Genomic DNA, 23,544 nt, shown 5'->3' on the forward strand with positions numbered 1-23,544 from the left:
ATGCACATTGGTTTTATAACGCCCGAATATCCACATCCCAGAGTCAGACATGCTGCAGGCTTAGGTACGAGCGTCTATAACTTGGTTAAAGCTTTGGTAAAGCAAGAAATAGTGGTTTCCGTTTTTATTTATGGACAAAGTTCAGATGTTGTTTTTGAAGAAGATGGCGTTCATTTTTATTTAATTGCAGATAAAAAATATAGGTTTGCCAAATGGTTTTTGTATCGGAAATACATTCAAACTTATGTGAATAAAATTGTTTCACTGGAAAAAATAAATATATTAGAAGCGCCAGATTGGACGGGAATAACGGCCTTTATGAAGTTTAAAGTCCCGCTGGTAATTCGCTTTCACGGAAGTGATACTTATTTTTGCCATTTGGAACAGCGCAAGCAGAAATTAAAAAATTTTTGGTTTGAAAAATTAGCTGTTAGCGGAGCGAACGCTTTTGTTGCACCAACAGCATTTGCGGGTAATTTGTCTCAACAATTATTTAAAATAAAAAATAAAAAAATCGAGACCATTCACTACGGACTAGATTTGCTACAATTTGAAAATACAACACCCGACGAATTTGAAAATGGTTTGATTTTGTACGTGGGTACAATTATACGAAAAAAAGGAGTTTTAGAACTTTCCGAAATTTTCGCAAAAGTGCGCCAACAATGTCCAAATGCACATTTGGTTCTAATAGGAAGCGATGCGGCTGATATAAAGACGCAATCTAGTTCAACTTGGGAACTTTTGATCAAACAATTTCCTAAGGATGATTTAAATCACATTCAATACTTAGGAAAAGTAGCGTATGATGAGGTGCAAAATTATATTAAAAACGCAAATGTTTGTGTGTTTCCAACATTTGCTGAAACTTTGGGCATGGTAACTATTGAATCTATGGCGATGCAAAAAGCGGTAGTCAACAGTAATATTGGCTGGGCAAAGGAATTGATTGTAGATGAAGAAAGTGGTTATTTAGTACATCCAGAATACCATGGTTTGTATGCACAAAGAATTATTGATGTGCTAAAAAATGATTTGCTGTGTCTAGAAATAGGCAAACGCGCTAGAATTAGAGTGGAACAAAAATTTGATATTGACGCTATAGCCATTCACAATATTAAGTATTATGAGGAAATCATTTTGTCTTTCCGCCAGAATTAGTGTGATTTTTTGTCATTCCGAGGTACGAGGAATCGCACGCGAGAAGTTTGCAGCGTTATTGCGAGTGCGATCTCTCCTTCGTCGAGATGACAGGTTGTGTATGTCATTCCGAGGTACGAGGAATCATACGCTATTGGTTTTAGAGCTTAATTACGAGTGTGATCTCTCCTTCGTCGAGATGACAAGATTGTGTATGTCATTCCGAGGTAGTAGGAATTAAACGCGAGAAGTTTTGACGAGTTATTATGAGTGTGATCTCTACTTCGTCGGGCTGACAAAGTTGTGTATGTCATTCCGAGGCACGAGGAATCACACGCTAGAAGTTTTGAAGCGTTATTACGAGTGCGATCTCTCCTTCGTTGAGATGACAGGTTGTGTATGTCATTCCGAGGTACGAGGAATCACACGCTATTGGTTTTAGAGCTTAATTACGAGTGCGATCTCTCCTTCGTCGAGATGACAATATTGTACATTGCACTCTGTTGAAAAGTGTGATAAATAATGAAATAAAAAACAATAATGATTGTAATTTATCATGATAATTTAAAGATCTTGTCATTGGAGGCTTCTGATGACAAAGCCGTTTTGGCAACAGAAAATATTGTGTCGACTTTATTTGCTGTTGCGGAGCGATACCCTGATCAATTGTTAATTTGGTGTCATATTTCCCAAAAAGAAAATCTAAATGCTAGTGCTTTAGCTGAAATTTTTCACCATCAAAAGATAGTGGCTTCGTACACTACTGGCAATGCTAATTATCTGAGCAACACTATTGGCTATGTCGAAGAATCTCCTTTTATAAAAATAAACAAAGAAGTTTCTTATCCAACTTGGCAGTTGAGCACAGATGTTGGTGGCGCATATGCTGCAGTATTTCTTGCTATAAAAAGTAGTTTTCCACAAAATACAAATTTCGCATACTTTTTACAATCTTTTGCTAAATTAGCAATGCCATTGGGTATTTTTTGCTATTCCGAACCGAAATTATTAGAAACAATCTCCGCATGCATTTCCGATAAAAAGGCAGCGAAAGAAGCGGAGTTATTTAAATTTGTGAAGCAACATTACAGAACCAGATGGCTGTTATTGCTATTGTTGAATTTATTTATTTACGAGAAAAGAATACCCTTACTTGCTTTTTTTAAAGCACTATTCTACAAGAAAAGGAAAATTCCAGCGAATACTTTTGATTCAATCACAATACAGTCCTCTCGAAAAGTTGTTGAAACAAAAACAATTGACGTTGTTATTCCAACCATTGGTAGAAAAAAATATTTGTATGATGTTCTGGTCGATTTAAAAAATCAAACTCATTTACCTCAAAATGTCATCATAATTGAACAGAATCCAGATGAAGGAAGTGCATCTGAATTGGATTATTTGAATAATGAAAGCTGGCCTTTTACTATAAAGCATTCTTTTACACATCAGGCAGGCGCTTGCAATGCTAGAAATTTAGCATTAGCAGAAGTAACCAGTGAGTGGGTGTTTTTAAATGATGATGACAATAGGTTTAATTCAAAATTATTTGAGAACATATTTTTAAAAGCTTCTGAATTCTCGGCTACAGTCATAACAACTGCTTATTTACAAGTTAACGAAATTCAGGAGTACAAAACAACTCATCAATCTGGGATTTTTGGATCAGGCAATAGTTTTGTAAAAAAAGCTGCACTACAAAACATTCAATTTGACAAAGCGCTAGAATTTGGTTATGGAGAAGATATAGACTTCGGCTTGCAGCTCAGAAATCGTGGCCATGATGTTATTTACTTTCCCGATCTGAAAATCACTCACCTCAAAGCCGCGATAGGTGGATTTCGAACAATCATAAAAAAACAATGGGCAGATGACCTAATTCAGCCTAAACCTTCTCCAACAGTTTTATATGTAATACAAAAACATTCGTCGAGCGAACAATTAAAAAGATATAAACTAATTTTATTTCTGAAATTGCTTAAAAACGAATCTTTTGGAAATTATCTTCACTTTTATAAAGATTTCAAAATTAAGTGGAGAAGAAGCGTCTATTGGGCCAGTAAGTTAAAAAGCTAAGAAAGATGAGAATTATTTATTTTATTAATAAAATGAGAACGCGATATTCAGCATTTAAAGTTCATCCATTGACCCAAGATGCTCCTTTATTTGCTTTAGTTAGATATATTAAATTTAATGTTTCTCAAATTCTATATCTTAAACCAAGAATTTATCCGTGGATCAATAATCTGAGCTTCTATGCGCAAAAAGGAGATGCAGGAATTGTTGCTAACATTTATTACAAATTGTTCGATTATGAAGATTCAATGTTTCTGATTGATAAGCTAAAGGAGAATGAATTATTTGTTGATATTGGTGCCAATGTCGGGCACTTTTCACTTATAGCCGCAGGAATATGTAAATCAAATGTAATTGCTTTTGAACCAATTCCTGAAACCTTCATGAAATTAGAAAAAAATATAATCCTGAATAAATTAAATAATAAAATTCGATCATATAATATTGGTATTGGAGATAATAATGCAGTTTTAAATTTTACAAGATCAAAAAATGTTATGAATGCTGTGGCCATGACTTATGAAACCGACGTGGTTGCAGTTGAAGTAAAAAGATTAGATGATGTATTGTTGGGTTATAATCCAACTTTTTTAAAAATAGATGTCGAAGGATATGAATATTTTGTGTTAAAAGGTTCTACTGAAGTTTTGAAAAATAAAATGTTAAAATATATTATAATCGAACTCAATTCGTCAACTCTAAAATTTGGTCATAGCAATGAGGAAATTTTTGAATTTTTAGTTGAATTGGATTTTGTTCCAATCGCATATGATGTTTTTAGTAAGACAATAATTCCGCAGCCTACTTTCAACACTAATAAGTTTAACACTATTTTTGCAAGAAAAGATTATTTAAAATAAATGCTAAAGCTTTACACTGATACAAATTATTTAACCGCAGCGAATAGGAAAATTGTTTTCCCTTTGTTATTCGATTTGTGGTATTTGCCGAATGCAAATTTATGTGCAAAGTATCAAATTGTTGCTGATATTGATGATTGTGACATTGCTGTGGTACCAGTAGATATTGCGCATTTTGGATTGAAGAATAAGAATCAAGATTTAATTTTTTTTATTGACAGAGCTAGTGCATTAAATAAAAAAGTATGGTTGTATTCTGCGGGTGATTATGGTAGCAGTTTACAAACTATGGCCTACACTTTTAGGATGGGTGGTTTTGATAGTAAATTGAATTCTCGAACATTCATAATGCCTTCTTTTATAGTTGACCCATATGACACCTCAAGTAGAAAGTTTGATCCGCTGCCAAAAATGCAATTGCCTCAAATAGGATTTGTTGGTCATGCTAGTAATTCCAAGCTTAAAAAAATAAAGGAGTTTCTTCTTTTTATTAAATATAATTATAGAAGATTAAACGGAAGTTTAAGTACGGATTTTCAATCTTTTTATCCTTCTAGTAATCTAAGATTTAAATACCTGACTTTACTGCTGAATTCACCAAAAGTGAATGCAAATTTTATATTTAGAAATAAATACCGTGCTGGTGCAAAAACAGAAGAAGAAAAAGAACAAACAGCTACTGAATTTTTTCAAAATATAGCACAAAATCCGTATACATTTTGTTTGAGAGGCCAAGGTAATTTTTCTGTTCGTTTTTATGAAACGTTAGCAATGGGACGCATTCCTTTTGTTGTTGAATCGGATTTTAGATTGCCTTTGCAAGAAAATATCGATTGGAAAAAGCATTGTGTTTTAGCAACAGAAACCGAAATGGTAAAAACTCTTAGTGATTTTCACAATAATATTAGTGCGAGTGATTTTGAATTAATGCAGATAAATAATAGAAAATTGTGGCTAACTGTATTGGAGAGAGAAGCCTATTTTTGTGCCATATATTCAATATTTAATTCAAAAATTGCATGAAGTTTTCTTTAATTATTTGCACATATATGCGTCCGAATTCAATATTGGATTTATTGAATTCAATATTGTCACAAACGAGTTATCCGGATCAGATATTAATTATAGATGGTTCTACAAATGATCTAACAAAAGTAGCGGTTCTAAAAGATGATTTTAGAAACCTGACTTATTATGCCGTTCCTCCACAAGAGAAAGGTTTGACCAAGCAACGAAATTTTGGAATTTCAAAGGTTTCCCAATCCTCAGAAATTGTTTGTTTTTTAGATGATGACACTGTTTTAAAATCAGATTACTTCGAACAGGTATTTCAAACGTACAAAATTCACCCAGAAGCATTAGGGGTTGGAGGTTACATTACTAATGAAACGCAGTGGGCTAATGTTGGAAAATGTTATCAGCCAAAAATAAATGAGTTTTATTTTGATGATTGGAAAAGAGCAGATGGTAGTCGATTTGTTTTACGAAAGAAATTAGGACTTGATAGTAATTGTCCTCCAGGATATTCTTCTTTATTCTCTCATGGTAGAAGTGTTGGGTTCTTGCCACCTACTGGGAAAATATATGAGGTGGAACAGCTAATGGGAGGAGTTTCGTCTTTTAGAAAAAAAGTATTTGATTCAATTCAGTTTTCTACCTATTTTGAAGGTTATGGTTTATATGAAGATGCAGATTTTAGTTTAAGAATAGCAAAAAAAGGAAAGTTATTCTTAAACACAGCTGCCCAATTGGCACACAACCACGAACCATCAGGTCGTCCGAACCAATATCAATATGGTAAGATGGTGGTTAGAAATGGGTGGTACGTCTGGCGCGTTAAAAACCCTAATCCTTTTATTAGAGACAAGTTTAAATGGCATACCATCACGATTCTTCTAACAGTTATACGATTTTCTAATACATTTACCACACCAAACAAAAAAGCAGCTTTTACTGAAGCTTTAGGTCGCTTTGTAGGCTGGTGGAGTCTATTTTTTAATAAACCGTCAAGTAATGAATAGAATAGAGAAAGTTTCTATATATGGTTTGTGCAATGTTTTTTATGATTCTTTTTATTTAAAAGGTTTAGAAATGCTCTTTGGCAGAGATAGAATCTGCTTTACAACTTTGAATTTTCCAAAATTTAAAGAAAATACATTTGCGATCATTTTTGAATATAAGAATACTAAAATATTGAAGGTTGTGATAGATTCGAGAGATACAAATCTGATTTGGGAAGATGAATTGGCTTGGTGTGATATTTACGGAAAGATCAATTACGATTTTGAACTTATTTCAAAGTATTCAAATCTCAAGATCGTACCTATCGGACCTAGTTTTGGTATAAAAATATGGGGTCTGTATGAAACCCTTTTTTTTGGTTTAAAACACACTTTTAAATTTCGTAAATTTCTATTAAATAAGAGAAATTATTTGGCGAATTACTGGAGACAGTATAAAAGATTGCCACTTGAAGATTATTATCATAAGTCGGTTGCTAGCAATAATAGCGTTTTCTTCGTAAGCTCTATTTGGAAAAAGGAATTTGAGACAAATATGAATCGATTAAATTTTATCAATGCATGTAAATTAAATAATAGCATAATTTTCGAGGGGGGATTTGCGCCAAGATCAGACGGGAATAATATGGACTTCGACCGCAATTTAATTTTAAAACGATATAATTTGAAAACATATTTATCAAAAACACAGTTATCAAAATTTGTTTTTAACACACCTGCCGTCTTATCTTGTCATGGTTGGAAGTTAGGAGAGTATTTGGCACTTGGCAAAGTTATTATTTCAACAAAGCACAAAAATGAATTACCAAATCCATTAATAGATAGAGTTCATTTAATTTACGTTCGTGAAAATGTTTTAGAAGATTATTCTGTGGTACTAAATGAACTGATCAGTAATGAAGCACTTTGTAAAAAAATGGAGGCAAATGCCTTAAGCTATTTCAAAAATAATCTAGAGCCGACAGTTGTAATTAATAATCTTATAAATTTTGGAATTTGACTTATTGCATAATAACCCATGTCAATCATATTAGAGTTCAAGATGAATATTTTGCTTACGCACCGTACGTGCGGGAAATGAATATTTGGTTAAAAAATGTAGATATAGTTAGTATAGTAGCTCCCATAACTAAAATTGAATTGTCAACAATCGACCTACCGTATCAAAATGCGGCAATAGATTTTCGAGAAATTCCGGAACTATCTTTGACTTCATTATATGAAGTTATTAAAACAGTGATTAAATTCCCATTTGTTATTTGGCAGATTTATAATGCTATGCATTCCGCGGATCACATTCATTTGCGTTGTCCGGGTAATATTGGGTTATTGGGTTGTCTGGTTCAAATATTATTTCCTAATAAAATAAAAACTGCAAAATATGCTGGAAATTGGGATCCGAAAAGCACACAACCTTGGAGTTATAGATTGCAAAAGTGGATATTAAGCAATACATTTTTGACTAAGAACATGCAAGTATTGGTTTATGGAGAATGGGAAGGACAATCAAAAAACATAAAGCCTTTTTTTACGGCTTCCTATACTGAGTCTGAAATAAAAGCTTTAAAAGCGGTAGAAACAGATTATACAATTCGATTGCTTTATGTAGGTACTTTAGTTTCAGGTAAAAATCCGATGTATGCCATTGAAATCACTGCCGAGTTATTAAAAAACGGCAGAAATGTAAAGCTTGATGTGTATGGTGATGGTCCTTTGAAAAATGATTTAATACAATTTGTAAAAAATAACAACTTAGCTGACGCCGTATTTTTTCATGGCAATCAAAATGCAACTATTCTCAAAGAAGCATATCAAAACAGCCACATTTTAGTTTTGGCTTCTAAAAGTGAAGGTTGGCCGAAAGCGGTTGCTGAAGCGATGTTTTGGGGCTGTATTCCAGCAGCAACCAGCGTATCTTGTGTTCCGTACGTGATTGATTACGGAAATCGCGGTATATTATTGACGTTGGATCTGTATACTGATGCACAGACAATTGAGCAATTGATTAGTGATAAAAATAATTTTGAAAATAAACGAATTTTGGCGGCAACCTGGTCACGAAAATATACCTTAGATTATTTTGAGGCGGAAATTCAAAAATTATTAAAGGTATGAGAATCGTCCAGCTTATTGATTCCTTGGAAGCCGGTGGAGCGGAGCGCATGGCAGTACAATATGCTAATGGACTTGCCGAAACGATTGCGTTTTCGGGTTTGGTCGCTACACGAAAAGGAGGAATTCTGAAAACTCAAATAAAAGAGCAAGTTGCTTACAGCTGCTTATTTAAAAAAAGCAGTTTAGATGTGTATGCAATTTTAAAGTTGCGAAAATTCGTTAAACTGAATCGTGTTAATATTATTCACGCGCACAGTTCTTCCTCCTTTACAGCCGTAATGCTTAAATTTTTTATGCCAAAAATTAAAATAATCTGGCACGACCATTATGGGAACAGTGATTTTTTAGAAGATAGACCAACAAAAGCTCTGCGTATTTCTTCTTATTTTTTTAGCGGAATTATAGCGGTAAATGATAATTTAAAAAAATGGTCTCAGAGTAAACTGCATTTCAAAAACGCAATTTATTTACATAATTTTGCTACTTCTGAAAAAGGGATTGCTCTAGCTACCTTTTTAAAAGGTGAAGACGGTAAGCGCATTGTCTGTTTGGCGAACTTACGACCACAAAAAAATCATTTGTTTTTGCTGCAAGTAGCCGAAAGATTAAAAAGTGAATATCCAGAATGGACTTTCCACTTAGTAGGAAAAGATTTTAGAGATGGGTATTCGAGTACAATAAAGGACTTTATATTACATAAAAGTTTAGAAGATCATGTGTTTTTATATGGTTCATGCAGCGATGTGGAGTGGATTTTAGAACAAGCTGAAATTGCAGTTTTATCTTCGAGTTCAGAAGGACTTCCAGTTGCGCTACTTGAGTATGGTTTGAATAAAAAGCCTGTTGTGGTAACGAATGTAGGTCAAATTTCAGCTGTAGTGACTGATGAAATAAGTGGTTTTTTAGTTCCTTCAGGAAATATAGAGTTGTTTTTTAATAGCTTAGTTGCATTAATTAACGATCAGTTACTTCGAGAACGTTTGGCTACTAATTTATTTCAAAAAGTAGAAAAAGAATTTTCAGCTGGATCCGTTATTCAAAAATACATCCAATGGGTAAAGGCAACGATTACAGATGAATAAATCAGAAAGACAATATATTAGTTTAGTACTGTTGCATGTGGTTATTGCAGCGGCTATTTTTTTTATTCCATTCTTATCAAAAATATATGCTGTAGTAATTGTTCTTTTTGGGTTCTACTATGTTATTTCGAACAAGAATAGAAGCAATGAAGTACTATACGTTTCGGGGTATTTAATCGGAATGGAGGTTTTCTTGCGAATGACAGGAGGCAACCTAAATAACGAGTATATCAAAGTAGTAGTGTCACTTTTAATGCTACTTGGCTTTATTTTCAGTGGCTTTTCTAAGAGGTCCTTCGTGTACTGGCTCTATCTTTTACTTTTAATTCCAGGCGTTTTAGTGACCATGCTCTATGAAGATGCAACGCTCGAAGTACGTAAAGCAATTGTTTTTAATATTTCAGGTCCAATTTGTTTGGGTTTGTGTGCCATTTATTGTTACCAAAGAAGATTGAATTACCAACAATTGCAGAATATTATTGTCTTAATCGGTTTGCCCGTGATCAGTACATTAACCTATTTAGTACTGTACAATCCCAGTGTTCAAGATGTAATTACAGGAACACAATCTAATTTTGAAACTTCTGGGGGTTTTGGTCCCAACCAAGTTTCCACTATTTTAGGACTGGGCATGTTTGTGTTTTTTTGTCAGTTGGTTTTTATGTCCAAAACTAAGTTACTAATCGCGGTTAATGGATTGTTGTTTATTGTCGTAAGTTACCGCGCCTTGGTTACTTTTTCTAGAGGAGGCGTGATGACAGGAATAGGTATGATTGCAGTAGCACTTTTTGCTGCTTATCTATTTGGAAATTCAAAAGGAAGATCGAAGTTGAAATGGATTTTTCTATTTACAATGGGATTGATTTTTAGCATTTGGAGTTATAGTATTATACAAACTGGAGGTTTAATTGTGAAACGATACGCCAATGAAGATGCAGCTGGTCGCGTTAAAAAAGATCGTTTAGGAGGTCGTGAAGAGGTAATGAACAATGAGCTCCAATTATTTTCTGACAATCCGATGTTCGGAGTTGGTGTTGGACTAGGTAAATCATATAGAGAAAAGATGATTGGTCAAGAAGTTGCCTCTCACAATGAAATTACTAGACTTTTATCGGAACAAGGTATGTTTGGAGTCGCTGTTTTGCTGATACTTTTGTTTACCCCTTTCTTATTTTACTTTAATAATTATCAAAATATTTACTTTTTTTCTTTTTTTATCTTTTGGTTGTTGACGATTAATCATGCCGCTATGCGAACGGCTGCACCTGCTTTTATTTATGCACTGTGTCTGTTACAAATTGATCTGAAGCGAAGTTCTAGCTTACATAATAAACTCGACGAAGAAAGTAAAGCTGGGATTTAACGGTAAAACTGATTTAATTTTTATATTTGCTCAGCCAAATCAATAGAAAGCCCTTTACTAATGCCGTTAAAATCAACTACAAAAATGCACTTTGAGATCTCAGAACGCAAGATGATTCTGCGTTTGATGGATGCTGTGGTTGTTATTATAATGTTGGCCTTGGTGCAATATTTATTTAATTACGAATATTTCAGTCTCACACATCATAAATTTTCAAAAATTGTCTTATTGCTTATTTATCTAAGTGCTTTTGGATCTATTTTCGAAATGTATAACTTACAAGTAGCAAGCAATCACTTTTATATTTTAAAAAGTACCTTGTTAGCAAGTACCACAACAATTTTTGTATACTTGTTTACTCCCTTTTTGACGCCAGAACTACCTAAACAGCGTTTGCCAATTCTGGTTTTTTATATTTGTATCATGGGCGGATTGTTACTATGGAGGCAATTCTATGTTTATTTTTTAGCTTCGAATCGTTTTAGTCAAAATGTACTTTTGATATGTGACCAAGATCAAGTCCAAGAATTAGTTGAAGGTTTAGAAAGCGTTGATCCGCACTACAAAATAATTGGCTATGTAAATTCAGATGATTCAAATCTGGAGCAAACATCTTTCTTACAATCAGTTCCGAAGGAGGATCTCTCTTTCTTTGTGTCAAAAAATGGCATTTCAGAAATTGTAATTGCTTCTCAAAAAACGGATGGAATTACAGCCGAACTATACCAACAATTATTGAAATTATTGGAATCTGGCAAAGTAATCCGAGAATACAGTCAAGTGTACGAAAGTAAAACACAACGAATTCCCGTTCAGTTTATCGGGAGAGATTTCTATCGTTTTTTTCCGTTTAGTCGAAGTAATAACAATAAATTATACTTGTCGGTGGTGCGAATTATAGAGTATTTGCTTTCGATCGTAGGATTGATCGGTTGCTTAGTATTGATTCCTGTTATTTGGTGCGGAAACGTAATCGGAAATCGAGGCACTTTGTTCTATACACAAGAGCGGATTGGTAAAGATGGTGTTGTTTTTAAAATTTACAAATTTAGAACGATGACCCAAACCGTTCCCACTGTCGAAGCTTCTTTTGCAGAGAGCAATGACAGCCGTGTTACTACTTTTGGAAAAATGATGCGCAAGACTAGGTTAGATGAATTTCCGCAATTTTTCAATATTTTAAAGGGTGACATGGCCATAATCGGACCGAGGCCAGAACAACCTTTTTTCGTTCGCGAAATAGCACAGATTATGCCTTTTTACGAAACACGTCATATTATTAAGCCAGGACTAACGGGTTGGGCACAAGTCAATTATTCTTACGGCGAATCAATAGAGGAAAGTTTAATAAAGTTGCAATATGACTTGTACTACATTAAACACCGAAGTATTTTTCTAGACTTAAGTATAACTTTTAAAACAATTACTACCGTTATTTTTTATCGTGGTCAATAACTTTTATTAAAGTTAATGATCTAATAACTTACAAAAGCGAAGTAGTGAATTAAGACTGTTTGGTCGACTTTATTTTTTAAAATCCCAACCCACAGGACTCTTAGATAATTATAGGAATTCTTTTTGCGTTACGAACCGCAATTCTTACTAAAATTATAAGTGTTGTTAGTAATAAAGGCAATACAATTATAAAATGAGCTTTGCTTGCGATAAATATGCCGTAAATTAAGAGTATAACAATCTGTAAAAGAGCTGTTTTATAAACTAAACTTCTCTTATGAAATATTGTGAACGCAATTAAAATCAATACTATTGGACTGAAAAGTAAGATGTTATAATTGAAGGCCAGTTCCTGATGATCAGAGTAAAAACCCATCACTATAAAGAAAACACCTAGCAAACCCATACCTGTTAAGTATGTAAAATCAATGGCTTTTTTGTTGAGGACCAGAATTAACGCCAAAATGACCAAGTAGGTGTACCAATTATTCCACATAGAAGTATTTACTTCCTTTTCAAAAGAGAGAAGTACTTCGGACTTTCCGGCTAACTTTTCATTCTTGTAGTTTGTTTTAGCTAAACTGCTTTTTAATTCGAATGGAAGAAAAATACGAGTCGCTTTTTCATCTACCTTCATTCCGAAAATAATGCTAGTCCCTAATCTTTCGTAAAAATGTCCTTCAAAATAAGGAAACAAAACAGAACGATACGTTGTCTCTAGATCTCCTTTTTTTACTATAACGGTGCTTCCTAGTGATTTATTGATGAGATCTACAACCATTGAAGTGCAATTTTTATCTATAAATTTATAGGTGTAAAAGCGCTCGTTAGATAGTAAAGTGTGATTTAAATTATCAAAAATTTGCTGCTTTTCTGCACTGTTTATCTCTAATTGTTGTTCGTAAATAGATCGTTTTTCGTCGGTGTAATTAGATAGGAAGTCACTGAAGGAATTGGCAATTGCAAAATATTGCAAGTCACCTTTGGCAAATTTTGCTACAAAATTGGGCGTTCTAAAATCAAAAGCACCGTAATTATAAACAACATCCAGCGCATGTATCGAATCCTGAACGCGTATGGCGGTGTGTCCAAATAAAGAATACGATTCATTTCCTGTTCCGCAAGTCAAGACACTTATTTTCGCTTGATCGGATAATGCGATGTTCTGACTGAATCCTGAATAGAAACTCATTATAAATGAAACTATAAAAATTATTTTTTTGAAGGTAGGTGTTGTCATGTGCTTACTATAATGATTGATTTACTTTCTAAATATTCCTAAATCTACTTTTAGTGAAAAAATATTGGAATACAATGCAGCGCTCTGATTGCCTAAATCAGTCAAAGCATAATCAACTTGAATTCCTTTGTATTTAAATCCAACCCCAATATTGGGCTGAAAACCTATTTTTTCAGAATTATCAAATTGTGTAACATTCTGAAAATTTCCCACTCCCGCTCTTAAAAACACCAAATCAGTATAGCCAAATTCTAATCCTAATGCAGGATCAATACTTACAAGTTCAGAGTTAATAATGTCGTTGGTTTGCGTAAATCTCATATTTAAATTAGTCGCGGCCAAAATACTATAATCGTATTGAATGAGGAATTTTTTGGCGATTCCCAATTGTGCTTTTGGGAGAGTAATTTCAGTAGTTTCTGGTAATTCTTGATTTTGACCTGGAACGGCATCTGCTATTTTTTGATACTTTTCTTCATCAATATTCCAAGGGTTATAAGTAGTGGTAATGTCGCGAAGTAGTAAACCAAATTGCCAATTATTTTTTTCGAACTGAATTCCGATATCAAAACCAAACCCCCAAGAGTTTGCAAAATCTCCAATTATACGTCGAATTACTTTAGCATTTACGCCATATTGTAAACCCTGAACAGGGAGTTTTCGAGCATAAGAAAAGGTAAAACCATAATCGGCTGTAGAAAATAAACTAATTCTATTGTAGTCAAGATTACCTTGATTGTCAATTAAATCAGTAGTGTTTAAAATGTCATCGACTCCAAATCGGATCATTGAAATTCCCCATGCACTCTCCTCGTCAATTGGACTAGCATATCCTATATAATCATATTGGGCAATATTAGCAAAATAACTAGCATGCATCAAGCCTAATTCATGGTCTTTTAAATGGGTCAGACCAGCGGGATTCCAATACACACTATTTACATCTTTAGTAGAAGCAACTGCGGTATTCGACATTCCTAATGCACCAGCATCCACACCAATGTTCATAAACTCATTGGAGTATTTACGAGCGGTTTGAGCGTAATTTACCGTACATAAAGATAGGCAGCTTAGAAGGATGATTTTTCTCAATTGTATTTTTTTTACCAGTAGATTATAGTTTGGTAGCCTCAAAAATATAATTTTTTACCGAGCTTACTTCTTCAATAGTAGAAATAATACGAAAGATGCTGCTATTGCCAAAAATCTATAGCTTAAACACTCTACTCATTCGGTAATTATGCTAAATTTGTTCTTTTATAAAACTAAAAAACAAATGAACATCAAAAAACACATTCCAAATTTTATCACTTTATTAAATCTTTTTTGTGGCTGTATTGCGGTTGTTTTCATTTCTAAAACGGACTACGAGATGGCTTTTTATTTTGTTTGTTTGGGAATATTTTTAGATTTTTTTGATGGTTTTTTTGCTCGTCTTTTTAAAGTTGCTAGTCCGCTTGGATTGCAATTGGACTCGCTTGCAGATATGATTACTAGTGGTTTGATTCCTGGTTACGCAATGTTCAGTTTGATGAGTAATGCCCAGCATGAAATTACAGATAGTTTTCTTTTTCCGTATGTAGGTTTTATCATTACATTGGGTTCCTGCTATCGTTTGGCAAATTTTAATATTGATACGCGCCAAACTGATTCCTTTATTGGATTACCAACACCTGCCAATACTCTTTTTATTTTAAGCTTGCCCTTGGTTTTGCAGTATTCAGAGTCTTTGGTGGTACTAGAAGTTTTAACCAATCAGTGGGTTTTGGTTCTAATTACTTTGTTTAGCGCTTACATATTAAATGCCGAAATTCCGTTGTTTTCTTTAAAAATAAAGAACTTTAAAGTTAAAGATAACGCATTGCAAATCGGTTTTTTATTGCTGTCATTTTTACTCGTTCTTTTTTACGAATTTTTAGGAATTGCATTAGTGATTATCGCTTACGTGCTTTTGTCTGCGTTCAATAATAAATTTCTGAAAAAGAAGTTGTAATTGCATCATGAAAAAAACGCAAAGAAGTAAATCTACTTATACACGCAATTCTAAGAAGAAAAATTCTTCATTTAGTCTTTTTATTAAACGGATGCTACTCCTGCTTTTTTTGGCGTGTTTTTTTACCGCTTTGTATCATTATCGTGATGGGTTAGCTTATTACTTCAGTTTTACGGCAGGAACAAAGGTAGAGACTGAAGCAAAGCGAATTTCGGATGTGCGTAATATTCAAGTGATTGAAAATCATAAAGGAAAAGCACTGGGAATTGATGTGTCTGAATTTCAGGAAAAAATAAAATGGAATTTAGTTAAAACCGTCGAGGAAGAATATCCGATTCAATATGTTTTTATTCGAGCGACTGCAGGGTACGACCGCTTAGATCGTCAATTTAAAAGAAATTGGATCGCGGCCAAAGAACAAAAATTGATACGTGGCGCTTACCATTATTACAGGCCGAACGAAAACTCCATACAACAAGCTGATTTTTTTATCAAAAATGTTCATTTAGAAAAAGGCGATTTACCACCAGTTTTAGATATTGAAAAGCTACCAAAAACGCAATCTATTGACAGTTTAAAAGTAGGTTTGCATCGCTGGTTAAATCGAGTAGAGGCACATTACAAAGTACGGCCGATTATTTATTCTGGAGAGAGTTATTACGATGATTTTTTAAAAGAAGAGTTTAGCGAATATCTTTTCTGGATTGCCAATTATAATTTTTATAGAGAAAAAATAGATCCGAATTGGTTGTTTTGGCAATTTACTGAAAAGGCAGCAGTTAACGGAATTGTTCGAACTGTAGATGTAAATATATACAACGGCGATTTGCAGCAGCTACAGTTTATTACGGTAGATTAGGTGTGATAGTGAAGTAGTAAAAAAGTTGGCAATCAAACAAGTAAGTAACACTTAAATCTACATTTAATTCCAGCGAAATGGATTTGATTTCAAATTTACGAAATCAGCGGTATTAAATTTAGCCTCAAAGCTGTCATTCCTCGGAGAAGAAATCGTCACGAATAAATATAAAAATTATAGTTTTTTATTCAAGTAAAACTTTGGTGATACAATTGTCGATTTTAGTTTACAATCTGAATGAATTAAAGAATGGCGAAATGTCATTTGTTTTTGCGTGCATTTGAACTTATAATTAGCGGATTCGACTCAATTGTATCAATATTATTAAAATAGCTATAATTGCAAAAACAGAATGCGGATTGGCAAAATTGGTAGTCCAACCCATCCATTTTATTTTTTTTGGCGGAAAAATACGGTCGTCTTTTGGGTTGAAGTAAAATAGTCCCCAAACCCAATTGTCCGGATCATTGGTCCAATTTTCGTAATCTTGTGGAGTGGGTTTCTCTGACTTCAATTAGTCTTATTTAAAGTTTATAAAATCTATAAATTCTCCTTACTAAATGTAAAAAAAAAACCGCGAAATATAGTTGTTAAAATTCCAATTTCTTTTTTCGCAACTCAAAGTTTTGACCTAAATACACTCTACGAACCATTTCATCTTCCACCAACTCTTCTGGAACTCCAGCTTTTAAAATTCCACCCTCAAACATTAAGTAGGTTTTGTCGGTAATTGCTAAAGTTTCTTGTACGTTGTGATCAGTAATTAAGATACCGATATTTTTGTTTTTTAACTGCGCTACAATTCTCTGAATGTCTTCAACCGCAACAGGATCGACTCCTGCAAAAGGCTCATCTAATAAGATGAATTTTGGATCAGTAGCTAATGCTCTTGCAATCTCGGTACGTCGACGTTCCCCACCCGAAAGTAAATCGCCTCGATTGGTACGAATGTGCTCTAAACTAAATTCAGATATAAGCTCTTCCATTTTAGCAATTTGCTCCTCTTTTGAAAGCTTGGTAAGTTGCAAGACGCTTAAAATGTTATCTTCAATACTTAATTTTCTAAATACAGAAGCCTCTTGAGCCAAATAACCAATTCCATTTTGGGCTCTTTTGTACATTGGGTAGTTGGTAATATCCATATTATCCAAGTAAATATTACCCGAATTTGGCTTTACCAATCCTACAATCATATAAAAAGAAGTTGTTTTTCCGGCACCATTTGGTCCTAAAAGTCCAACGATTTCACCTTGGTTCACTTCCACAGAAATCCCTTTTACAACACTTCGTCCTTTGTAGGTTTTGATTAAATTTTCGGCTCTTAGTTTCATTTTTTAGTTGCTTAGTTGCTTAGTTACTGAGTTGTTTACTTCTTCAGTATAAAGAAACGATTTCCGTTTATTTCCGGGTTGATTTAAATTTAAGTTCAGAAAGTGATCGTGCGAGCTATTTCTAATTCGCTGAGAAATTCTATTTACTCAGCACTTTCTTCTAAAGCTTCCCAAAACTCGTAGGCTCTTCGCAAATGCGGAATTACGATTGTTCCTCCCACCAACGTAGCAATTCCCATTGCTTCCATCATTTCTTCTCTAGTAACGCCCTCTTTATGGCTGGTTTCTAAATGGTATTTTACGCAATCGTCGCAACGTAAAACTGCGGAGGCAACTAGGCCTAAAAGTTCTTTGGTTTTTACATCTAGAGCGCCTGCTGCATAAGCATTAGTGTCTAAGTTAAAGATGCGTTTTACAATTTTATTGTTATCAGCCAAAAGTTTCTCGTTCATTTTAGAACGGTACTCATTGAATTCTTTGATAGTCTCTGCCATTTTAGTCCTTTTTATTTTTGTACACAAATTTCGAAATTAAAATACTAATCTCATAAATAATTAACATTGGTAATGCAACAATTGTCTGGCTTACTACATCTGGCGGGGTTACAATGGCGGCAATAATTAAAATTGCAATAACTGCATATTTCCAATATTTACGTAAAAGTACTGGTGTGACTAAGCCTAGTGAAGTTAAGAAATAAATAATAATAGGCAATTCGAAAAATAAACCTCCCGCTAAAACACTGGTTTTTACTAATCCTACGTATGAATTTATGGTGAATTGATTAATTACAACATCACTTATGGTAAATGTAGCAACAAAATTTATCGACATTGGAATGATTACGTAGTATCCAAAAAGTACGCCTAGAAAGAACAGTAATGACGAAACGAAAATAAAAACACGCGCATGTTTTTTTTCATTGGAATACAGAGCAGGACTGATAAATTTCCAGATTTCCCATAGAATGTAAGGGAAACTGAGTATGAAACCAGACAAAATACACATCCAAACAAAAATATTGACCTGACCTTCCATTTCAGTATTCTGAATGATGAACGATAAATCGGTGATGCAAATACTTTCTACGCCTAATTCACGAGCTAAATCACAGAAAAAGACATAAGTAAAAAACGTCGGGCGAGTAGGTCCAAAAATGATTGTATCAAATAAAAAGTCACTTATAAAGTAAGTAGCTATAGCCATAATTACAACGGCTGCACTGCTTCGAACAAGTAACCATCTTAAATCTTCTAAATGGTCCAAAAAGGACATTTGGTTAAGGTTTTTCTTTGCCATTATACAATTCCTTCTTTTAAAATATCATGCAAATGCAAAACGCCTTTGTATTCACCGTTGTCAGTTACGATTAATTGGGTAATCGAAAAATCTTCTAAGATATTTAGGGCTTCTACAGCCATAGTTTCAGAAGTTACCATTTTTGGGTTTTTTGTCATAATTTCCCTAGCGGTCAAATCGGCAATAGAATCTCTGTCGTTTAACATGCGACGAACATCTCCATCGGTTATAATGCCGATTACAATATTGTTCTCTATAACAGCCGTAACGCCCAAACGTTTTTCTGATATTTCGAAAATTGCTTTTTTAACAGAATCCTCTGGACTTACCATTGGTTTTAGAGAGTGTTCAATCATATTTTTTACACGAAGTAATAATTTTTTGCCCAAAGCACCACCCGGATGGTAAACGGCAAAATCTTCTGCTTTAAAATCACGCAGTTCCATTAAGCAAACTGCAAGTGCGTCACCCATAACAAGTTGTGCAGTTGTGCTGTTCGTTGGAGCCAAGTTGATGGGACAGGCTTCAGCATCGACAGTTGTATTTAAAACATAAGTGGAACCTTTTGCTAAAAACGAGGTCATGTTGCCAGTCATTGCGATTAAAGTATTTCCAAAACGAGTTAACAAAGGCACCAAAACTTTAATTTCGGGGCTGTTTCCGCTTTTTGAAATGCAAATAATGACATCTTCTTTTTGAACCATGCCTAAATCCCCATGAATGGCTTCGGAAGCATGTAAGAAAAGTGAAGGTGTTCCAGTCGAATTAAAAGTAGCAACCATTTTTTGCGCAATGATGGCGCTTTTGCCAATTCCCGTTACAATTAAACGGCCTTTACTCTCAAAAATGGATTGTACAGCTTTGCTGAAGTTTTCGTCAAGGTAAGTGGCTAATTTTGTAATGGCTTCGCTTTCAGAGAGTATCGTCTTTTTTGCGGTCGCCAGTATATTTTCTTTTGTAATCAAAACAGAATAGTTAAAATTTGTATGTATGAAAGAAAGTTGTATCTTTATAAGGTGCAAATTTAGACAAAATACCATACAATAAAGAATGAATTCAAACGAAATTGAAATACATAAAGAATTAAAGAAGTATTTCGGCTTTAGCCAATTTAAAGGCTTACAAGAGCAAGTTGTTAAGAGCGTTTTAGATCAAAAAAACACTTTTGTAATTATGCCGACGGGCGGAGGTAAGTCCTTATGTTATCAGCTTCCTGCCTTGATTCAAGAAGGGACTGCAATTGTTGTTTCGCCGCTGATCGCTTTGATGAAAAACCAAGTGGACGCAATACGAAGTTTGTCTTCAGAAAATGGAATTGCACACGTTTTAAATTCGTCTCTAACTAAAACGGAGATAACGCAAGTAAAAAAAGACATTACTTCTGGTTTAACCAAATTATTATACGTTGCGCCAGAATCTTTAACAAAAGAAGAGTATGTGCAGTTTCTTCAAGGGGTGACCATTTCTTTTGTAGCTATTGATGAGGCACACTGTATATCGGAGTGGGGGCATGATTTTCGTCCTGAGTACCGAAATCTTAAACACATTATCAAACAGTTAGGTGATGTTCCAATTATTGGCTTAACTGCTACTGCAACTCCTAAAGTTCAAGAGGATATCTTAAAAAACCTGGACATGGTCGATGCTACTACTTTTAAAGCATCATTTAATAGACCAAATTTATATTACGAAATTCGAACAAAAACCAAGAATGTAGAGTCGGATATTATTCGTTTCATCAGTCAGCATAAAGGTAAGTCTGGAATTATTTATTGTTTGAGTCGTAAAAAAGTAGAGGCTATTGCCGAAGTTTTACAAGTAAACGGAATTAGTGCCGTGCCTTATCACGCCGGTTTAGATGCGAAGACGAGAGCAAGGCATCAAGATATGTTTTTGATGGAAGATGTAGATGTAGTAGTTGCTACAATTGCATTTGGAATGGGAATTGACAAGCCCGATGTACGTTATGTAATTCACCATGATATTCCAAAATCACTCGAAAGTTACTACCAAGAAACTGGTCGTGCGGGTCGTGATGGAGGAGAAGGGCATTGTTTGGCATACTATTCCTATAAAGATGTGGAAAAGTTAGAGAAATTCATGTCTGGTAAACCAGTTGCTGAACAAGAAATTGGTTTTGCGTTATTGCAAGAAGTCGTTGCTTATGCCGAAACTTCAATGTCAAGGCGCAAATTTTTATTGCATTATTTTGGTGAAGAGTTCAGCAGTGAAACTGGAGATGGAGCTGATATGGATGATAATGTTCGGAATCCAAAGACGAAGATCGAAGCCCAAAATGAGGTGGTCAAATTACTGCAAACGGTTCGAGATACCAAGCACATCTACAAATCAAAAGAAATTGTTTTTACCTTAATTGGGCGTGTAAACGCTGTAATTAAAGCGCATAGAACTGATTCGCAATCTTTTTTTGGATCGGGTTCAAGTCATGACGAAAAATATTGGATGGCCTTGCTACGCCAAGTTTTAGTTGAAGGCTATTTATCTAAGGATATTGAAACATACGGAATTATAAAGATCACTAAATCAGGGTTGGATTTTATTGGAAATCCGTCGTCTTTCTTGATGTCTGAAGATCATGAGTACAATGAAGCTGGTGATGATGCTATTGTAACCGCTTCAAAGACATCTGCTACAGCCGATGAAGTTTTGATGAATATGTTGCGCGAATTGCGTAAAAAAGTAGCTAAAAAATTAGGGGTACCGCCCTTTGTCGTTTTTCAAGATCCTTCTTTGGAGGATATGGCTTTAAAATATCCAATTACAATTCCAGAATTATATAATATTCATGGTGTTGGCGAAGGAAAAGCTAAGAAATATGGTGGAGATTTTGTCGCATTAATCAATCGATATGTAGAGGATAATGATATTATTCGTCCCGATGATTTGGTCGTTAAAACGACAGGCGTCAATTCGGCAAATAAATTGTATATTATTCAGAATATTGATAGAAAATTACCTTTAACTGATATTGCATCAGCCAAAGGATTGTCTATGGATACGTTGATTAAAGAAATGGAGCAAATTGTGTATTCGGGAACTAAATTGAATATTAGCTATTGGTTGGAGGATATGCTAGACGAAGACCAGCAAGAAGAAATTCATGATTATTTTATGGAGTCAGAATCTGATAAAATAAATGAAGCCTTAAAAGAATTTGATGGCGATTATGATATTGATGAATTGCGTTTGATGCGTATTAAATTCATTAGTGAAGTAGCCAATTAAATTTTAGATAAAAATATAAAAAAATCCAAATTTCAATATACTGTTTATTGAAATTTGGATTTTTTATTTGATAGCATTTATTCTTCGTACAATTCTCCTCGATGCGGTTTTAAAGCATCTCTTACCAATATCATATTTTCATCCGTTACCACCATAAACGCAATGGCGTACATGTCGTTTTTAATTTCGAAACCCGAAATATTGGGCTCTATTTCTTTGATTGCGATATATTCTTTTAGATGAATATCGTGGTGCTCGGCCGTTTTTGCTGCGGCTGGACCGCGAAAATCCCAAATTAATTTTATTTGTCTAGACATTATAATACGGTTCTAAGTTTGAAAGGAGTAAAGGTACAAAGTTTGTCTATTCTTTTTTATATTTGATAAAAATCGCCGCTATGAAAATCACCATGCAATTGCTGTTTATGTTTATTTCTACCACTTTTTTTGCTCAGCATTTAACGGTCGAAAGAGCCAATCATTTAGCAAGTCTACCAGTTAAATGTTTGCAGCAAGAATACCCGAATAAACTAAATCAACTGCTCATCGATAACACCGAAATTCTCTCGCCAAAAGTATTGCATCCTGCTTTTTATGGTTGTTTCGATTGGCATTCTTCGGTTCATGGCCATTGGAGTTTAGTGTATTTGTTAAGTGAATTTCCAGATTTGGCACAACGTGATTTTATTATTGCTCAACTAAAAGCCAATTTGTCCAAAGAAAATATTCAACAAGAAATTGCTTATTTCAATAAAGGCCACGAGAAAGCATTTGAGCGCACGTATGGCTGGACGTGGTTGTTAAAGCTGCAATTAGAATTGGAGTCAAGTACTGATCTGTATGCAAAAGACTTAGCGGTAAATCTGCAACCATTGAGTGATTTAGTCGTGCAACGGTATTTAGATTTTCTGCCTAAATTAATGTATCCCGTTCGTGCTGGTACACATACTAATACGGCTTTTGGACTTAGTTTTGCTTGCGACTATGCTGTTCATTCTAAAAATATAGAATTGCAAAAATCTATTAGTGACAACGCGATTAGGCTTTTTCAGAAAGATCAAAATTGCCCTTTTAATTGGGAGCCAAGCGGTACTGATTTTTTATCTCCATGTATGGAAGAAATGGGAATCATGCAGCGTATTTTACCTGAAAAGGAATTTTTAAAATGGTTGCAGTCTTTTGCACCAGCTTTATTTACTAAAAGTTTCAACTGGGAAGTTGCTAAAGTTTCAGACCGAACGGATGGACATTTGGTACATTTAGATGGATTGAACTTTAGTCGTGCTTGGAATTTGTACCGCTTAATTCAGCAATATCCGAAACAATTTAGTTATTTGAAACCATTAGCAGATCAGCATCTTAATTTTTCTTTGCCTTCGGTTGTTGATGGTAATTATGAAGGAGAACATTGGTTGGCTTCTTTTGCGTTACGTGCATTTGATGAAGCAGCTAAGGTGAAATAGAG

Annotated in this window: 22 protein-coding genes; 14 read left to right on the top strand and 8 right to left on the bottom strand. The window is 34.3% G+C overall.

What is annotated here, in order from left to right:
- The 10 genes from AP058_RS02455 to AP058_RS02500 all read left to right on the top strand — a co-directional run bounded on the left by AP058_RS02455 (position 1) and on the right by AP058_RS02500 (position 12,112).
- Positions 1-1,161, top strand: a complete 1,161-nt coding sequence (locus AP058_RS02455; protein ID WP_066306579.1) for a glycosyltransferase family 4 protein — start codon at positions 1-3, stop codon at positions 1,159-1,161.
- 519 nt (positions 1,162-1,680) lie between these two features.
- Positions 1,681-3,216, top strand: a complete 1,536-nt coding sequence (locus tag AP058_RS02460; RefSeq protein ID WP_066306583.1) for a glycosyltransferase family 2 protein — start codon at positions 1,681-1,683, stop codon at positions 3,214-3,216.
- 5 nt (positions 3,217-3,221) lie between these two features.
- On the top strand, positions 3,222-4,076 hold the full coding sequence (locus AP058_RS02465; protein ID WP_066306585.1) for an FkbM family methyltransferase: 855 nt from the start codon (positions 3,222-3,224) through the stop codon (positions 4,074-4,076).
- Positions 4,077-5,099, top strand: coding sequence for a hypothetical protein (locus tag AP058_RS02470; protein WP_066306587.1), 1,023 nt, complete (start codon positions 4,077-4,079; stop codon positions 5,097-5,099).
- Complete coding sequence (locus AP058_RS02475) at positions 5,096-6,097, top strand: glycosyltransferase family 2 protein (protein WP_066306589.1); 1,002 nt, start codon at positions 5,096-5,098, stop codon at positions 6,095-6,097. The genes AP058_RS02470 and AP058_RS02475 overlap by 4 nt, the downstream gene beginning before the upstream one ends.
- Positions 6,090-7,097, top strand: a complete 1,008-nt coding sequence (locus AP058_RS02480; protein ID WP_066306592.1) for a glycosyltransferase — start codon at positions 6,090-6,092, stop codon at positions 7,095-7,097. The genes AP058_RS02475 and AP058_RS02480 overlap by 8 nt, the downstream gene beginning before the upstream one ends.
- Entirely contained in the window at positions 7,094-8,212 is a 1,119-nt protein-coding gene (locus AP058_RS02485; protein ID WP_066306595.1) for a glycosyltransferase, read from the top strand. The genes AP058_RS02480 and AP058_RS02485 overlap by 4 nt, the downstream gene beginning before the upstream one ends.
- Positions 8,209-9,294 (top strand): glycosyltransferase, encoded by a 1,086-nt coding sequence (locus AP058_RS02490; protein WP_066306598.1) that lies wholly within the window; start codon positions 8,209-8,211, stop codon positions 9,292-9,294. The genes AP058_RS02485 and AP058_RS02490 overlap by 4 nt, the downstream gene beginning before the upstream one ends.
- On the top strand, positions 9,287-10,657 hold the full coding sequence (locus AP058_RS02495; protein ID WP_066306600.1) for an O-antigen ligase: 1,371 nt from the start codon (positions 9,287-9,289) through the stop codon (positions 10,655-10,657). Before AP058_RS02490 ends, AP058_RS02495 begins: the two co-directional genes overlap by 8 nt.
- Positions 10,658-10,741: 84 nt before the next feature.
- A complete protein-coding gene (locus AP058_RS02500) occupies positions 10,742-12,112 on the top strand; it encodes an exopolysaccharide biosynthesis polyprenyl glycosylphosphotransferase (protein WP_231739484.1) in 1,371 nt (456 codons plus the stop codon).
- A gap of 100 nt (positions 12,113-12,212) precedes the next feature.
- Here the strand turns inward: AP058_RS02500 and AP058_RS02505 are convergent, their stop codons facing one another.
- Both AP058_RS02505 and AP058_RS02510 read right to left on the bottom strand, forming a co-directional pair.
- Complete coding sequence (locus AP058_RS02505; RefSeq protein ID WP_231739486.1) at positions 12,213-13,304, bottom strand: DUF4105 domain-containing protein; 1,092 nt, start codon at positions 13,302-13,304, stop codon at positions 12,213-12,215.
- A gap of 69 nt (positions 13,305-13,373) precedes the next feature.
- Complete coding sequence (locus AP058_RS02510) at positions 13,374-14,360, bottom strand: PorV/PorQ family protein (RefSeq protein ID WP_066306607.1); 987 nt, start codon at positions 14,358-14,360, stop codon at positions 13,374-13,376.
- Positions 14,361-14,628: 268 nt separating this feature from the next.
- Here AP058_RS02510 and AP058_RS02515 point away from each other — a divergent pair, with 268 nt between their 5' ends.
- Entirely contained in the window at positions 14,629-15,345 is a 717-nt protein-coding gene (locus AP058_RS02515) for a phosphatidylcholine/phosphatidylserine synthase (RefSeq protein WP_066306610.1), read from the top strand.
- A 7-nt stretch (positions 15,346-15,352) separates the two neighbouring features.
- Positions 15,353-16,204 carry a glycoside hydrolase family 25 protein gene (locus AP058_RS02520; protein ID WP_066306612.1) on the top strand — a complete coding sequence of 284 codons (852 nt, stop codon included), beginning with the start codon at positions 15,353-15,355 and terminating at the stop codon, positions 16,202-16,204.
- Positions 16,205-16,496: 292 nt separating this feature from the next.
- On the opposite strand, the gene AP058_RS02525 is transcribed toward AP058_RS02520, so the two are convergent.
- The 5 genes from AP058_RS02525 to AP058_RS02545 all read right to left on the bottom strand — a co-directional run bounded on the left by AP058_RS02525 (position 16,497) and on the right by AP058_RS02545 (position 19,799).
- Positions 16,497-16,718, bottom strand: a complete 222-nt coding sequence (locus tag AP058_RS02525) for a DUF5808 domain-containing protein (RefSeq protein ID WP_066306614.1) — start codon at positions 16,716-16,718, stop codon at positions 16,497-16,499.
- Between the two features lie 76 nt (positions 16,719-16,794).
- The gene (gene lptB / locus AP058_RS02530) at positions 16,795-17,535 is read right to left on the bottom strand and encodes an LPS export ABC transporter ATP-binding protein (protein WP_066306617.1); all 741 of its coding nucleotides are present in this window, start codon (positions 17,533-17,535) and stop codon (positions 16,795-16,797) included.
- 143 nt (positions 17,536-17,678) lie between these two features.
- Complete coding sequence (locus tag AP058_RS02535; RefSeq protein WP_066306619.1) at positions 17,679-18,029, bottom strand: carboxymuconolactone decarboxylase family protein; 351 nt, start codon at positions 18,027-18,029, stop codon at positions 17,679-17,681.
- Position 18,030: 1 nt separating this feature from the next.
- Complete coding sequence (tatC, locus tag AP058_RS02540) at positions 18,031-18,834, bottom strand: twin-arginine translocase subunit TatC (protein ID WP_066306622.1); 804 nt, start codon at positions 18,832-18,834, stop codon at positions 18,031-18,033.
- Positions 18,834-19,799, bottom strand: a complete 966-nt coding sequence (locus AP058_RS02545; protein ID WP_066306774.1) for an SIS domain-containing protein — start codon at positions 19,797-19,799, stop codon at positions 18,834-18,836. Before AP058_RS02545 ends, tatC begins: the two co-directional genes overlap by 1 nt.
- Before the next feature lie 85 nt (positions 19,800-19,884).
- Between AP058_RS02545 and recQ the strand changes: the two genes are divergently transcribed.
- Positions 19,885-22,080, top strand: coding sequence for a DNA helicase RecQ (gene recQ, locus AP058_RS02550; RefSeq protein ID WP_066306624.1), 2,196 nt, complete (start codon positions 19,885-19,887; stop codon positions 22,078-22,080).
- Between the two features lie 77 nt (positions 22,081-22,157).
- Here the strand turns inward: recQ and AP058_RS02555 are convergent, their stop codons facing one another.
- Positions 22,158-22,397: a hypothetical protein gene (locus AP058_RS02555; RefSeq protein ID WP_066306625.1), complete on the bottom strand. Its 240-nt coding sequence runs from the start codon at positions 22,395-22,397 to the stop codon at positions 22,158-22,160.
- 80 nt (positions 22,398-22,477) lie between these two features.
- Here AP058_RS02555 and AP058_RS02560 point away from each other — a divergent pair, with 80 nt between their 5' ends.
- Entirely contained in the window at positions 22,478-23,542 is a 1,065-nt protein-coding gene (locus tag AP058_RS02560) for a DUF2891 domain-containing protein (RefSeq protein WP_066306626.1), read from the top strand.
- Positions 23,543-23,544: the final 2 nt, after the last annotated feature.

The sequence above is a fragment of the Flavobacterium sp. TAB 87 genome (assembly GCF_001529295.1).
GTDB lineage: Bacteria > Bacteroidota > Bacteroidia > Flavobacteriales > Flavobacteriaceae > Flavobacterium.